This is a genomic window from Pseudorhodoferax aquiterrae, from assembly GCF_014652235.1.
Taxonomy (GTDB): Bacteria; Pseudomonadota; Gammaproteobacteria; order Burkholderiales; family Burkholderiaceae_C; genus Pseudorhodoferax; species Pseudorhodoferax aquiterrae.
This window is the reverse complement of sequence record NZ_BMYK01000001.1, coordinates 287,830-302,484: the sequence shown is the minus strand read 5'-3', so window position 1 is coordinate 302,484 and position 14,655 is coordinate 287,830. Positions and strand designations below refer to the sequence as shown.

11 protein-coding genes are annotated in these 14,655 nt (G+C 71.2%); 9 read left to right on the top strand and 2 right to left on the bottom strand.

The genetic code is table 11. The features are described from left to right. Positions 1–157 precede the first annotated feature (157 nt). Complete coding sequence (locus tag IE209_RS01355) at positions 158–1,141, top strand: diguanylate cyclase (protein WP_373305253.1); 984 nt, start codon at positions 158–160, stop codon at positions 1,139–1,141. Between the two features lie 17 nt (positions 1,142–1,158). Here IE209_RS01355 and IE209_RS01350 read toward each other — a convergent pair whose 3' ends face one another. Next, positions 1,159–2,721 (bottom strand): acyl-CoA synthetase, encoded by a 1,563-nt coding sequence (locus IE209_RS01350; RefSeq protein ID WP_308433126.1) that lies wholly within the window; start codon positions 2,719–2,721, stop codon positions 1,159–1,161. Positions 2,722–2,926: 205 nt separating this feature from the next. Beyond that, complete coding sequence (locus IE209_RS01345) at positions 2,927–4,144, bottom strand: ABC transporter substrate-binding protein (protein ID WP_189685229.1); 1,218 nt, start codon at positions 4,142–4,144, stop codon at positions 2,927–2,929. A 184-nt stretch (positions 4,145–4,328) separates the two neighbouring features. On the opposite strand from IE209_RS01345, the gene IE209_RS01340 reads away from it, so the two are divergent. The 8 genes from IE209_RS01340 to IE209_RS01305 all read left to right on the top strand — a co-directional run bounded on the left by IE209_RS01340 (position 4,329) and on the right by IE209_RS01305 (position 14,621). Next, positions 4,329–5,045 carry a glutathione S-transferase N-terminal domain-containing protein gene (locus IE209_RS01340; RefSeq protein ID WP_189685228.1) on the top strand — a complete coding sequence of 239 codons (717 nt, stop codon included), beginning with the start codon at positions 4,329–4,331 and terminating at the stop codon, positions 5,043–5,045. Between the two features lies 1 nt (position 5,046). Continuing rightward, a complete protein-coding gene (locus IE209_RS01335; protein ID WP_189685227.1) occupies positions 5,047–5,652 on the top strand; it encodes a 2-hydroxychromene-2-carboxylate isomerase in 606 nt (201 codons plus the stop codon). Further along, complete coding sequence (locus IE209_RS01330) at positions 5,649–6,422, top strand: enoyl-CoA hydratase (RefSeq protein WP_189685226.1); 774 nt, start codon at positions 5,649–5,651, stop codon at positions 6,420–6,422. Before IE209_RS01335 ends, IE209_RS01330 begins: the two co-directional genes overlap by 4 nt. 82 nt (positions 6,423–6,504) lie before the next feature. Then, on the top strand, positions 6,505–7,743 hold the full coding sequence (locus tag IE209_RS01325; protein WP_189685225.1) for an acetyl-CoA C-acetyltransferase: 1,239 nt from the start codon (positions 6,505–6,507) through the stop codon (positions 7,741–7,743). Positions 7,744–7,754: 11 nt separating this feature from the next. Further along, the gene (locus IE209_RS01320) at positions 7,755–9,299 is read left to right on the top strand and encodes an AMP-binding protein (RefSeq protein ID WP_229882635.1); all 1,545 of its coding nucleotides are present in this window, start codon (positions 7,755–7,757) and stop codon (positions 9,297–9,299) included. A gap of 92 nt (positions 9,300–9,391) precedes the next feature. After that, a complete protein-coding gene (locus IE209_RS01315; RefSeq protein WP_189685223.1) occupies positions 9,392–10,882 on the top strand; it encodes a flavin-containing monooxygenase in 1,491 nt (496 codons plus the stop codon). Positions 10,883–10,901: 19 nt separating this feature from the next. Then, complete coding sequence (lipP1, locus tag IE209_RS01310) at positions 10,902–11,843, top strand: LipP1 family hormone-sensitive lipase (protein WP_189685222.1); 942 nt, start codon at positions 10,902–10,904, stop codon at positions 11,841–11,843. Positions 11,844–11,894: 51 nt separating this feature from the next. Further along, on the top strand, positions 11,895–14,621 hold the full coding sequence (locus IE209_RS01305) for an ATP-binding cassette domain-containing protein (protein ID WP_189685221.1): 2,727 nt from the start codon (positions 11,895–11,897) through the stop codon (positions 14,619–14,621). Positions 14,622–14,655 lie beyond the last annotated feature (34 nt).

Here is a 14,655-nt window from a genome sequence, read left to right as displayed (position 1 = left end):
ACGGCGCGCATTGCACCCATGCACCCCGCGCCGCTGGATATACTTTTTGTAACCAGCCGACTCCCCATGCCGACCGGCAGGGCTGCGCCCAGGCCACCGTCCTGCCATGGCCGACCGGCCGGACGGGCCGGTCACCCCACCCGCCCCGCACAGAACATTGAGCACCGCAAGTCCGCCCCATTCCGACATCGACAGCCTGAGCAGCGACAGCCTGAGCAGCGACAGCGCCGTCTACCGCACCCTGCTGGAATCCACCCGGGCCATCCCCTGGAAGATCGACTGGGCCACCAAGCGCTTCACCTACATCGGGCCGCAGATCGAGGCCTTGCTGGGCTGGCGCGCGGACAGCTGGCGCGGCGTCGAGGACTGGGCCATGCGCATGCACCCGGAGGACCGCGACGACGTGGTGAACTTCTGCGTGTCGCAATCGCAGTCCGGCGTCGACCACGAGGCGGACTACCGCGCCCTCACCAAGGACAACGGCTATGTGTGGATCCGCGACGTCGTGCACGTGGTGCGCAACGACCGGGGCGAGGTCGAGGCCCTGGTGGGCTTCATGTTCGACATCACCGAGCGCAAGAAGACCGAGGAGAAGCTGCTCGCGCTGCAGCGCGAGCTCGAAGCGCTGTCGTTCAAGGACGGTCTGACCCACATCGCCAATCGGCGCCAATTCGATGCGAGCCTGGAGCGCGAGTGGGACAGCGCGCGCAGCCAGGGCCAGCCGCTGTCCGTGCTGCTGATCGACATCGACTTCTTCAAGCAGTACAACGACGTGTACGGCCACATCCAGGGCGACCGCTGCATCGTGGACATCGCCCGCACGCTGAGCCTGGCGGTGGATAGCCCGCGTGACCTGGTCGCGCGCTTCGGCGGCGAGGAGTTCGTCATCCTGCTGCCGCAGGCCGACTGCACGGTGGCGCTGAAGGTGGCCGAACGCTGCCAGCGGCTGATCCGCAAGCAGGCCATCGTCCATGCGCAGTCGCCGCACGGCCAGTGCGTCACGGTCAGCATCGGCGTCGGCACCACCACGCCGCTCGGGCAGTCCAGGTCCGCCGATTTCGTCGAGGCTGTGGACCGGCAGCTCTACGCCGCCAAGAAGAACGGCAGGAACCGGATCGAGGCCCTGCGCGCGCCCGCCTGACCAGCGCCGCAGGCCGCTCAAGCCACGGCGCGCCGGTGGTCCTTCCAGTGCGGTTCGCGCAGCTTGTACTTCATGACCTTGCCCGCCCCGCTGATCGGCAGCGCCGCCACGAACTCCACGCTGCGCGGGCACTTGTAGCCGGCGATCAATGTCTTGCAGTGGGCCTGGATGTCCTCGGCCGTGGCCTCGGACCCCGGCCGCAGCACCAGCACGGCGTGCACGGCCTCGCCCCATTGCGCATGGGGCACGCCGATCACGGCCGCCGCGGCGACGGCCGGATGGCGCGTGAGCGCGGCCTCGACCTCGCCGCAATAGACGTTTTCGCCGCCCGTGACCACCATGTCCTTGAAGCGGTCGACGATGAAGACGAAGCCGTCCTCGTCCATGCGCGCGGCGTCGCCCGTGAACAGCCAGCCGCCCTTCAGCGTCTGGGCCGTGGCCTCGGGCAGGTTCCAGTAGCCCGACATCGCGCAGGGGCTGCGCACCGCGATCTCGCCGACCTGGCCGCGCGGCAGCTCGCGACCTTCCACGTCGACGATGCGCACATCCACGCCGTTCAGCGCCCGGCCGGCCGAAGGCAGCTTGCCGAGTTTGCGGCCTTCGGCCGAGTGGTACTCCGCGGTCAGGTAGGTCACGCCGGCGGCCAGTTCGGTCATGCCGTAGCCTTGCACGAAATCGGCATGCGGGAGCCGCGCGAAGGCCCGCTCCAGCAGGGCCTCGGAGATCGGCGAGGCGCCATAGCCGATCACGCGCACGCTGGACAGGTCGGCCTCGCGCGCAGCCGGGTCGTCGAGCAGGAACTGCAGCATCACCGGGATCAGCATGAGGCTGGTGATGCGGTGCTCGGCGATGGCCTTGAGCACGCCGCCCGGCGTGAAGGCCGGCAGGAACACGTTGGTCGTGCCCACCACCAGGCCACGCATCAGCGCCGACAGCCCGCCGAGGTGGAACAGCGGCGCGCTGTGCAGCAGCACGGCGTCGCGGTCCAGCGGCGAGGCCACCAGCGAGAGCATGGAGTTGGCGGCCAGCGCCTCCTGGCTCAGCATCACGCCCTTGGGCCGGCCCGTGGTGCCGCCCGTGTAGAACACGCCGGCCAGGTCGTCGCCGCTGCGCAGCGCGTCCTCCACGGGACTGGCCGCGGAGATGAGCTGCTCGGTGTCGAGAAAGCCTGTCGGCGCGGGCTTGTCGCCCACGTAGAGCAGCGTCTTCAGGCACGGCGCCTGGGCCTGCAGCTCCGCCACCATGGGCACGAAGCTGTCGTCCACAAACAGCATGGCGGTGGCGCAGTCCTGAAGCGAGAAGGCGATCTCGGCCGCGCTCCAGCGCGTGTTGACGGGATTGACCACGCCACCGGCCCACCAGACCGCCAGGTAGAACTCCAGCGTGCGGTCGGAGTTGAGCGCGAGCATGCCCACGCGGTCGCCCGCGACCATGCCCTGGGCCTGCAACGCGCCGGCCAGCCTGGCGACGCGCTCGTGCAGCTGGCGGAAGGTCTGGCGGCGGCCGTGGTAGACGGTGGCCACGCGGTCGGGGTACTGCTGCACGGCACGGTGCAGCGACTGGGTCTGGCGCAAGCGCATGGGGATCTCCTTTCAGTTGTCCATCGCGCTGGCGCACCACCCGCAGGGCACGAAACAGGCGCGCGAGCAGAGGTTCGGAAGGCCGCGGAGCAGGCCATGCCAGCGCAGCCGCGGAACGGGCTCCGCCCGGCCGCCGGGTGCGCCCCCTTGAGGGGGGATGGGACTTCTACACGCAGTGAGAAGTCCAAACGGGGGTGGTTTCATTTCAGGACGGCAGGATGGGGCCGAAGCGTTCGTAGGTGTCGCCCTTCAGGCGCAGCATCTGCAGCTGCTCGAGCGGGGCGTAGTCGCCAGGGCCGGTCTTCACGCGCATGCCGGCGCGCACCATGGGCAGCGTGAGGTCCAGCGCCGCGGCCTGGCGCATCACGTTCTCGCGCGTGAGCTGCTCGCCGGCCTGCTGTAAGACCTTCTCCATGAGCTGGCCCATGCTGTAGGCCAGCGCGTTGAGCGTCTCGTAGGGGTTGCCCTCGGGGTAATACTGGGCCATGAAGGCCGAGAACTCGCGCACCTCTGGCGTGTCGCGCTCGGCCGTCTCCGACGGGTCGCGCATGAAGGTGGCGGTGATCACGCCCTGCGCGTTCTCGATGCCGGCCGGCTTGATGACCGATTGCAGCGAGGCCGACACGCTGGCCAGGTAGTGCGTGGGCTTCCAGCCCATCTCGGCGCTGCGGCGGATCGCCATGGCCGCGAACTTGGGCGTGCTCACGTTGAAGAAGGTGTCGGCGCCCGCGGCCCGCAGCTGCACCAGCTGGCTGTCGATGGTGGGGTCGCTGAACTCGTAGCTGAGCTGGGCCACGACCATGGCCTTGGCCTTGTCGCCCAGCGCCTCGAGGAAGCCCTTGAGGTAGTCCTTGCCGAGGTCATCGTTCTGGTAGAGCACCCCGATCTTGGCAGCCGGCGCGTGCTGCAGGATGTGCCGGGCGTGGATGGCGGCCTCGACCTGGTAGGAGGTCTGGAAGCCCATGGTCCACGGAAAGGCCTTGGGGTCGTTCCAGCGGCTCGCGCCGCTCTGCACGAACAGCTGCGGCACCTTCTTGGCGTTCATGTACTTCTGGATCGCGAGGTTGGTCGCCGTACCCAGCACGGCGCCGATGAACAGCACCTCTTCCTGCTCGACCAGCTTGCGCGCCTGCTCCACGGTCTTGGCGGGGTTGTAGCCGTCGTCCAGCGACAGCAGCCTGAGCTTGCGGCCGTTGACGCCGCCCTGCGCATTGACCTTGTTGAAGTAGCCCTGCAGCGCCTTGCCCATGGTGCCGTAGGAGGATGCCGGCCCCGAGTACGGCAGGATGTTGCCGATCTTGATCTCGGTGTCGCTGACGCCGGGGCCGTAGGCCTTCTGCGCGCGTGCCGGCAGCGCGGTGGCCAGGCCCAAGGCCAGCGTCGCACGGCGTGACAGACCGGCGCGTTCTCCGTCTTTGTTCATGCTCTTGTCTCCTGGTGCTTGTCGTGACCTGCCAGGGCCCGGAGCCCCGGCCGGCGCGACATGCTAGGCCGGGGGTCCGCCCGGCCCATCGTCCGGAACGACGATTTCTGCAAGCACAGCCACCTGCGGGACAGCCGTGTCCCGGCATCCGCTTTACAAAGCGGCGCAAGGAGACAAGCGCGCCATGATCGACCTGCACTATTGGCCGACACCCAACGGCTGGAAGATCAGCATCCTGCTGGAGGAATGCGGCCTGCCCTACCGCGTCGTGCCGGTCCACATCGGCGCTGGCGGGCAGTTCGCGCCGGAGTTCCTGGCCATCAGCCCCAACAACCGGATTCCGGCCATCGTCGACCACGACCCCCTGGGCGGCGGCCCCCCGTTGGCGCTGTTCGAGAGCGGGGCCATCCTGCAGTACCTGGCGGAGAAGGCCGGCCGGTTGATGCCCAGCGCGCCGGCCGAGCGCTACCGCGTGCTGCAATGGGTCTACTGGCAGGTCGGTGGCCTGGGACCCATGGCCGGGCAGCACGGCCACTTCCTGCTCTACGCGGCCGAGAAGATCCCTTACGCCATCGACCGCTACGGCGCCGAGGTGCGCCGGCTCTACGGCGTGCTGGACCGCCAGCTCGCGGCCACGGACGCCTGCATCGCGGGCGAGTACTCGATCGCCGACATCGCCACTTTCCCCTGGGCCATGACGCACAAGGCGCAGCAGATCACGCTGGACGACTTCCCACACGTGAAGCGCTGGTATGCCGAGCTGCGCGCGCGGCCCCAGGTCCAGGCCGGTCTCGCGGTCGGCAAGGAGCTGGGCCGGCCCGGCAAGGCCATGGACGACGCCGCGCGCCGCCATCTGTTCCGCGGCACGAACGCCGCCACCACCGCAGCCACCAAGGAGTGACATGCCCGACATCGAATTCTTCTTCGACATCTCCAGCCCCTGGACCTACCTGGCCTTCACCAACGTGCAGCCCATGGCGGCCGAACTCGGCGCGGTGATCCGCTGGCGGCCCTTCATGGTCGGCGGCGTGTTCAACACCGTGAACCCCACGGTCTACGAGTCGCGCCGCACGCCCGTGCCGGCCAAGCAGGCCTACCTGGGCAAGAGCCTGGCGGACTGGGCGCGCTGGACCGGCGTGCAGGTGAAGTTCCCGCCCACGGTGTTCCCGGTCAACAGCGTCAAGCTCATGCGCGGCTGCCTGGTGCTGGACGAAAGCGGCCAGTTGCCGGCCTTCGCCAAGGCCGGCTTCGAGGCGTACTGGCGCGACGACCTGGACATCGCGCAGGACGCCGTCGTGCGCGAGGTCTGCCAGCGTGCCGGCGCCGATGCCGACGCGCTGCTGGCCGCCATCGGTGCGCAGCACATCAAGGACCAGCTGCGCGCCAACACCGAGGAACTCATCGCGCGCGGCGGCTTCGGCACGCCCACCATCTTTCTGGGAGACGACATGTACTTTGGCAACGACCACCTGCCGCTCGTGCGGGCCGCACTGGAGCGCGCACGATGAGCACGAGCGACGAACTGCTGCAGCTGTCCACGCCCTCGCCCGGCGTCGCCTGTCTCACGCTGAACCGGCCGCAGGCCATGAACGCGCTGTCGCTCGCGCTGCGCCAGGCCATCGCCGACGCCGTGGACCGCCTGGCGGCCGACCCCACCGTGCGCGTGCTGGTGCTGACCGGCGCCGGCCGCGCCTTCTGCGCCGGCCTGGACCTGCGCGAGATCGACGGCAACGCGCTGGGCAACGCCAAGGCAGACCCTGTGCTTGCGCTGCAGCGCTTCGGCCGGCCCATCATTGGTGCCATCAACGGCGCGGCCGTCACGGGCGGGCTGGAACTCGCCCTGGCCTGCGACGTGCTGATCGCCTCGACCCAGGCGCGCTTCGCCGACACCCATGCGCGCGTGGGCGTGGTGCCGGGCTGGGGCCTGTCGCAGAAGCTGCCGCGGCTGATCGGCATCGCCCGCGCCAAGGAGATGTCGTTCAGCGGCAACTTCGTCGGTGCCGAGCAGGCCGAGCGCTGGGGCCTGGTCAACCGCGTGGTCGCGCCCGAAGACCTGCTGCCCCAGGCCTTCGCGCTGGCCGCCGACATGGCCAGTGCGCTGCCCGAGGTGGTGCAGATCTACAAGCAGCTCATCGACGGCGGCTACGCCGGCAGCCTGGCCGACGGCCTGGTCGAGGAGAGGGCGGCATCGCGCCGCTGGGCCCAGTCGCTGGACACCGCCCAGCTGCGCGCCCGGCGCGAGGAGGTGCAGGCCCGCGGCCGCATCCAGGCCGGGTAAACCCCGACTCGTCGCTTCGGACGATGACGGCGGCGCGCCGCGCCGCTAGTCTGCCGATCTTCGCAACGCACAGACCACCACCATGTCCGACGCATACATCATCGACACCTGCCGCACGCCGCGCGGCATCGGCAAGGTCGGCAAGGGCGCCCTTGCCGACCAGCATCCCCAGCACCTGGCCGCCACCGTGCTCAAGGCCATCGCCGAGCGCAACCAGCTCGACACCGCCGAGGTGGACGACGTGATCTGGGGCACCTCCACCCAGCGCGGCAAGCAGGGCATGGACATGGCGCGCATGGCGCTGCTGGACGCCGGCTACAGCCACCTGGCCAGCGGCGTGACGCTGGACCGCTTCTGCGGCTCGGGCATCACCTCGGTCAACCTGGCGGCCGCCACCGTGGCCGCGGGCTTCGAGGATCTGGTCATCGCGGGCGGCTGCGAGATGATGAGCTACACGGCCACGCTCGCCGATCCCGCCAACCCCAACATGATGGACGCCGGCAACCTGCGCCTGCGCCGCAACGTGCCGCAGTCGCACCAGGGCGTCTGCGCCGACGCCATCGCCACGCTGGAAGGCATCCCGCGCAGCGCGCTGGACGAGCTGGCCCTCGTGAGCCAGCAACGCGCCGCCGCCGCCATCGAGGGCGGCCACTTCAAGCGCAGCCTGGTGCCGGTCTACCGCGAAGACGGCAGCCTGGCGCTGGACCGCGAGGAGTTCCCACGCCCGCAGACCACGCTGGAGGGGCTGGCCTCGCTCAAGCCCGCCTTCGAGGTCATGGCCGAGCGCCCCATCGACGACCAGGGCAACACCTATGCCGGCCTGATCCGGCAGGTCTTCCCGGACCTCAAGATCAACTACGTGCACCACGCCGGCAACAGCTCGGGCGTGGTGGACGGCGCCGGCGCGCTGCTGCTGGCCTCGGGCGCCTACGTCAAGAAGCGCGGCCTCAAGCCCCGCGCCCGCGTCGTCGCCATGGCCAACGTGGGCGACAGCGCCACGCTGATGCTCAACGCCCCGGTCCCGGCCGCGCGCAAGGTGCTGGCCAAGGCCGGCCTCACGGTGGACGACATCGACCTGTGGGAAATCAACGAGGCCTTCGCCGTCGTGGCCGAGAAGTTCATCCGCGACCTCCGGCTCGACCGTGCCAAGGTCAACGTGAACGGCGGCGCCATGGCGCTGGGCCATCCCATCGGCGCCACCGGCTCGCTGCTGATCGGCACGCTGCTGGACGAGCTGGAACGGCGCGACCTCAAGCGCGGCCTGGTCACCATGTGCGCCGCCGGCGGCATGGCCCCGGCCATCATCATCGAGCGCGTGTAGCGCAGGTGCCCGTGCACGGCCCCACTGCACCCGCGCTGGCACTGCGGGCCTTGCGTCGCCACCCGGAGCGCATCGCCTTCGTCGAAGAGGGGCGCCAGCTCAGCTATGCCGGGACACTGGCGCTGATCGGCCGCATCCAGGCCGTGCTGGCCGCAGGCGGCACCGCAGCGCCGCGCGTGGCGCTGCTCGCCGCCAACCGCGCCGAGGCCTGGGCCGCCGAGATCGCGGTGCAGGCCCTGGGCGGTAGCACGACCTGGCTGCATCCGCTCGCGGCCCTGCCCGAGCAGCAGTTCCAGATCGAGGACGCGCAAGCCCAGTTGCTGATGGTCGACGCCGCGACCTATGCCGAGCGCGGCGGCGCGCTGGCCGCCGCCTGCCCGCAGCTGCACCAGGTCTGGACGCTGGGCCCGGCCAGCTACGGCCGCGACCTGCTCGCTGCCATGGCCGCCGCCGGCGAACACAGCCCGCGCGATCTTTCGCAGGCGCACACCGTCGCCAGCCTGGGCTACACGGGCGGCACCACGGGCCGCTCCAAGGCCGCGCTGCGCCACCAGCACCAGCAGGCCGCGATCACGCGCGCCATCCTGGCGGACTTCGAGCTGCCGGCCACGCCGCGCTACCTGGCGGCTGCGCCGATCAGCCATGTGGCCGGCACCAAGCTGCTGCCCACGCTGCTGCGCGGCGGCACCGTGCACCTGCAGCGCGGCTTCGACCCGGAGCGGCTGCTGGCCACGCTGCAGGCCCAGCACATCAACATGACGCTGCTCGTGCCCACCATGGTCTACAAGCTGCTGGACCATCCGGGCCTGGACCGCACCGACACCAGCGCGCTGGAGCTGCTGCTGTACGGCGCCTCGCCCATGTCGCCCACGCGGCTGCTCGAAGGCATGGAGCGCATCGGCCCGGTGTTCTCGCAGCTGTACGGCCAGACCGAGTGCTACCCGATCAGCCTGCTCCGCAAGGCCGACCACGACCCGCGCCGGCCCGAGCGCTTCGCCTCCTGCGGCATGCCGCTGGCCGGCTGCGACCTGCGCCTGCTCGGCGACGACGGCGAAGAGGTGGCACCCGGCGCGCCCGGCGAGATCTGCGTGCGCGCCGACAGCGCCATGGCGCTGTACTGGAACCGGCCCGAACTCACGGCAGAGGCGCTGGCCGGTGGCTGGCTGCACACCAGCGACATCGCGCGCCAGGACGAGGCCGGCTACCTGTACATCGTCGACCGCAAGAAGGACATGGTGGTCTCGGGCGGCTTCAACGTCTACCCGCGCGAGGTCGAAGACGTGCTGACCACGCACCCGGCCGTGGCCATGGCGGCCGTGATCGGCGTGCCGGACCCGACCTGGGGCGAGGCCGTGGCCGCCATGGTCGTGTGCCGGCCCGGCATGCAGGTGGATGCGCAGGCGCTCATGGCGCTCGTCAAGCAGCACAAGGGCGCGCAACAAGCGCCCAAGCGCATCGATTTCGTGGAAGCGCTGCCGCTCACGGCGCTCGGCAAGATCGACAAGAAGGCGCTGCGCGCGCCGTTCTGGGACGGGCAGCAGCGCAAGGTGGGCTGAACGCCGCTGTCCCTTGGACGACGCGGCGGCTGCGGCAGCCGGCCTAAGATCTCCGCGAGGCACCCCGTGCACCGCGACAAGGAGACAAGCCCATGGCCATCGCCCAGAGCCAGAACGACAACGGCGCGCACTTCGACTTGCTGGTCATCGGCGCCGGCATCTCCGGCATCGGCGCCGCACGCCACCTGCGCCAGCGCTGGCCCGAACGCAGCGTCGCCGTGCTCGAGGCCATGGACGGCTTCGGCGGTACCTGGTGGACGCACCGCTACCCCGGCGCCCGCTCCGACAGCGACCTGTACACCTACGGCTACGCCTTCAAACCCTGGACGGGCAGCGCCATCGCCACGGCCGACGAGATCCGCCGCTACCTCGCCGACACCATCGCCGAGAACGGCCTGGCGCCGCTGATCCGCTACGGCCACCGCGTGCTGTCGGCCGACTGGTCGTCGACGCAGCGGCGCTGGACGCTGCGCATCGCGCGCAAGGCGCAGGGCGATGTGTTGACCCTGACCACGGGCTTCCTCTGGATGTGCGCCGGCTACTACGACCACGGCCAGCCCTACACGCCCGCCTGGCCGGGGCTGGAGCGCTTCCAGGGCCACGTGGTGCATCCGCAGCACTGGCCCGAGGACCTGGACTGCACGGGCCGGCGTGTGGTGGTGATCGGCTCGGGCGCCACGGCCGCCACGCTGATCCCGGCACTGGCCGAGCGCGTGGCGCACGTGACCATGCTGCAGCGCTCGCCGACCTTCTTCTCGGCCCTGCCGCGCGCCCACCCGCTCGAAGCACCGCTGCGCGCGCTCGACCTGCCGCCCGCGTGGACGCACGAGATCCTGCGCCGCGCCCACATCGCGCGCAACAGCGAGGTGGTGCGCATGTCCTTCGAGCGGCCCGAGGAGCTGCGCGCCAACCTGCTGCAGCAGGCGCGTGCCCAGCTGCCCGAGGGCTTCGACGTGGACCGGCACTTCAACCCGCGCTACCGCTCCTGGCAGCAGCGCGTGGCCGTGGTGCCCGACGGCGACCTGTTCGCCGCCATCCGCAGCGGCAAGGCCTCGGTGGTCACCGACGGCATCGAGTGCTTCGACGCCGGCGGCATCCGGCTGGCGAGCGGTGCGCAGTTGCCGGCCGACGTGGTCGTCACCGCCACGGGCTTCGAGCTGCAGGTGCTGGGCGGCGTGCCCTTCGGCATCGACGGCGTGCCCGTGGACTTCACGCAGCGCCTGACCTGGCGCGGCATCATGCTCGAGGGCCTGCCCAACCTGGCCTATGTCATGGGCTACTTCCGCTCGAGCTGGACGCTGCGGCTGGACCTGGTCTGCGAGCTGGTGTGCCGCGTGCTCCAGCACATGCAGGACGCGGGCCACGCCGTCGTCGCGCCCCGGCTGCGCGCCGAAGACGCGGGCATGCCGCGCCTGCCCTGGATGGACCCGCAGAACTTCAACGCGGGCTACATCCTGCGCGCCCAGCACCGCATGTTCCGCCAGGGCGACCGCGACCCCTGGCGCCACAACCTCGAGTACCAGGACGAGCGCAGCGCACTGCCGGCCGTGCGGCCCGACGACAGCACGCTCGCCTACCGCTGATTCCGAAGGAGAACGACCCATGCCCCTGGACCCCCACCTCGCCGGCGTGCTGCAGATGATGGCCGCGTCCGGCAGGAAGCCCACTTCCGAAGGCACGCCGGCCGAGGGCCGTGCGGGCTACCTCGCGCTGACCTTCGGCACGCGCAAGCCGACCGAGGTCGTGCCCGTGGCCCAGGTGCAGGACACCACGGTCGATGGCGCCACCGGCCCGCTGAAGGCCCGCATCTACCGCCCCGAGGGCGCGGGCCCCTTCCCCACCGTCGCCTACTTCCACGGCGGCGGCTGGGTCATCGGCGACCTGGACACGCACGACAACATGTGCCGCGACCTGTGCCGCGGCGCCCGGGCCGTGGTCGTGGCCGTGGACTACCGGCTCGCGCCCGAGCACCCGTTCCCGGCCGCGGCCCTGGACGCCGTGGCCGCGGCGCGCTGGGTCGTCGCGCATGCGGCCGAACTCGGCGGCACCGCCACCGTGGGCGTGGCCGGCGACAGCGCGGGTGGCAACCTCGCGGCCGTGGTCGCGCAGCAGCTGCGCGATGCCGGCACCGCGCTGGCCGCGCAGTTCCTGATCTATCCCGCGGTGGACCATGCGCAGGCCGACTACGCCAGCCTGGCGCAGAACGCCAAGGGTTATTTCCTGGAGACCGCGACCATGGCCTGGTTCTACGCGCACTACGCCGGCACGGTGGCCGACCCGCTGGACCCGCGCCTGGCACCGCTGCGCCACCGCGACCTCACGCGGCTGCCGCCGGCCGTGGTCGTGACGGCCGAGTTCGATCCGCTGCGCGACAGCGGCATGGCCTATGCCGAGGCCCTGCGGGCCGCCGGCAACCATGCCGAACACATCGCCGGCCCCGGCATGGTGCACGGCTTCTACGACATGGGGCGCTGGTCGCCGGCAGCACAGGCCCTGGTGCAGCAGGGCATCCGGCGCTTCGGCGAGCGGCTGCGCGGCGACTAGCCCCGCACGCCGCCGGCCGCCGCCGGGCACCCGGCTTGCCACGGCCGTGGCATGGATTCCGCCACCGGCAAGCACCCCGTGTTCGCTGGCCTCTGGGCCGCCGCCTGGGCGCGTCCGCGGCGCACCCTGCTCGCGCTCGGGCTGCTGCTGTCGGCCAAGGCCGCGGCCGTCGCCGTGCCCTGGCTGCTCAAGGCCGTGGTCGACCGCTTCAGCCAGCCGCAGCAGCTGCTCGAGCAGGCGCCCGCAGGCGGCGCCAGCCTGCACGCGCTCGTGCTGCCGGTGTTTCTGCTCCTGGCCTATGCGCTGCTGCGCTTTGCCGCCACCTTGTTCACCGAGCTGCGCGACCTGGTGTTCGTCCCCGTGCGCCAGTGGACCGTGACGGGCTACGCCGAGCGCAGCTTCGCCCACCTGCTGTCGCTGGGGCCACGCTTCCATGTGCAGCGCAACACTGGCGCGCTGATCCGCGACGTGGAGCGCGGCACGGCCGGCATCGGCTTCCTGCTCGGCGCCGGGCTGTTCACCGTGCTGCCCACGCTGGTGGAGTTCGCCGCCGTGCTGTTCGTGATGGCGCGCGGCTACAGCCTGTGGTTCACGGCCGCCATCCTGGCCACCTTCGGCGTCTACGCGGCGCTCACGGTGCGGCTCACCCGGCGGCGCGAGCTGCGCCAGCGCCGCGTCAACGACATGGATTCGCGCGCCAACGGCCGCCTGGTCGACAGCCTGCTGAACTACGAGACCGTCAAGGCCTACGCGCGCGAATCCGACGAGCGCCAGCGCTATGCCGAGATCTGCGCGCAATGGGCGCAGGACAGCATCGTCAACCAGCACGCGCTGTCGGCGCTGCACATCGGCCAGGGCGCGGTGATCGCGGCCGGCGTCGCCGCCGTGATGCTGCTGGCCGGCCAGGAGACCGTGCGCGGCGCCATGACCGTGGGCGACCTCGTGCTCGTCAACGCCTACCTGATCCAGATCTGCCTGCCGCTCAATGCGCTGGGCTTCGTGTTCCGCGAGGCGAGCGACGCGCTGGTCAACACCGAGAAGCTGTTCGCGCTGCTGGCGCAGCAGCCCGACATCGCGGACCGGCCCGGCCAGCCCGCCCTGGCCGTGCGCAGCGGCGTGGTCGCGTTCGAGCATGTGGACTTCGGCTACGAGGCCGGGCGCCAGGTGCTGTGGGACGTGAGCTTCACGATCGGTGCCGGCGAGACCGTGGCCGTGGTCGGTGGCAGCGGCTCGGGCAAGTCCACGCTGGCCAGGCTGCTGCTGCGGCTGTACGAAGTGCAGGGCGGCCGGGTCACGGTCGACGGGCAGGACCTGCGCGCCGTGCGCCTGGCCTCCGTGCGCGAGGCCATCGGCCTGGTGCCGCAGGACACCGTGCTGTTCAACGACAGCATCGCCTACAACATCGGCTACGGCCGCCGCGGCGCGGGCATTGCCGACGTGGTGGAGGCAGCCAAGGCAGCCCAGGTGCACGAGTTCATCCTGTCCTTGCCGCAGCAGTACGACACGGTGGTCGGCGAGCGCGGGCTCAAGCTGTCCGGCGGCGAGAAGCAGCGCATCGCGATCGCGCGGGCCTTCCTCAAGAACCCGCCCATCATGGTGTTCGACGAGGCCACCTCGGCGCTGGACACGCGCGCCGAGCGCGCCATCCAGGGCGAACTCGACCGCATCGCCGAAGGCCGCAGCACGCTGGTCATCGCGCACCGGCTCTCGACCATCGTGAACGCCGACGCGATCCTGGTCATGGACAAGGGCCGCATCGTCGAGCGCGGCCGCCACGCGGAACTGCTCGCGCGCGAGGGCCTGTACGCGCAGCTGTGGAACCTGCAGCGCCAGCAGCAACAGTTCGAGCGCCTGGAGCGGGCGCTGGCGCGCCAGCCCGTCGACCTCGTGGCGCTCGTGGCCGACACCATCGACGGGCTGCGCGAGGTCTTCGAGGCGCGCCAGGTGCGGCTGTACACCGACATCGCGATCGACGATGCCAGCGTCACGGGCGACCCCGGCACGCTGTCCCAACTGTTGCGCCAGCTCTGCGTCTGGGCCCTGCACGCCACGCCGGCGCGCGGCCGCATCGAGCTGCGGCTGGAACGCAGCGGCGCCCTGGCAAGGCTCAGCATCACGGACGGCCGCCACGCCGCCCAGCTTCCGCTCCCGCCTGCGCCGGACACGGCCCTGCCCCACGGCACGGACATGCCGCTGGACCCGATGGCATTGCGTTCCGCGGTCGAACGCCAGGGCGGGCAGTTCACGGTGGAGCCGCCCGGCGCCGCGCATGGCATGCGCTATGCGCTGAGCCTGCCGCTGCGTGCCGTGGCCCTCGCAGGCCCCGGGCCCGCCGTCCCGCAGCCGGCACCGGGACCGCTGCCATTGGCGGGGCTGCGCATCCTGCTCGTCGACGACCTGGCCGATGCGCGCGACATGCTCGCGGCGCTGCTGCGCCGGGAGGGGGCGCAAGTGCAGGCCTGCGCCAGCGGCGCGCAGGCGCTGGCCTGGCTGGACGCCCAGTCCAGCGCGTCATGGCCCCAGCTGCTGGTCTGCGACATCCTGCTCGGCGAGGAGGACGGCTACGCCGTGATGCGCGCCGTGCGTGCGCGCGAGGACGCGCGCAACGTCGCGCTGGCCGAGCGCATGTCGGCCGTGGCGCTGACCGGCCTGGCCCAGCCGGGGGACCGCGTGCGCGCGTTGATGGCGGGTTTCCAGGCTCACCTGGTCAAGCCCGTGGCGCCGCAGGAACTTGTGGCCACGCTGGCCGCGTTGGCCGCTCGGCCGCCAACCGCGTGAGCCGTCTGCCGGTGCCGCCAGGAAAATACTGCGG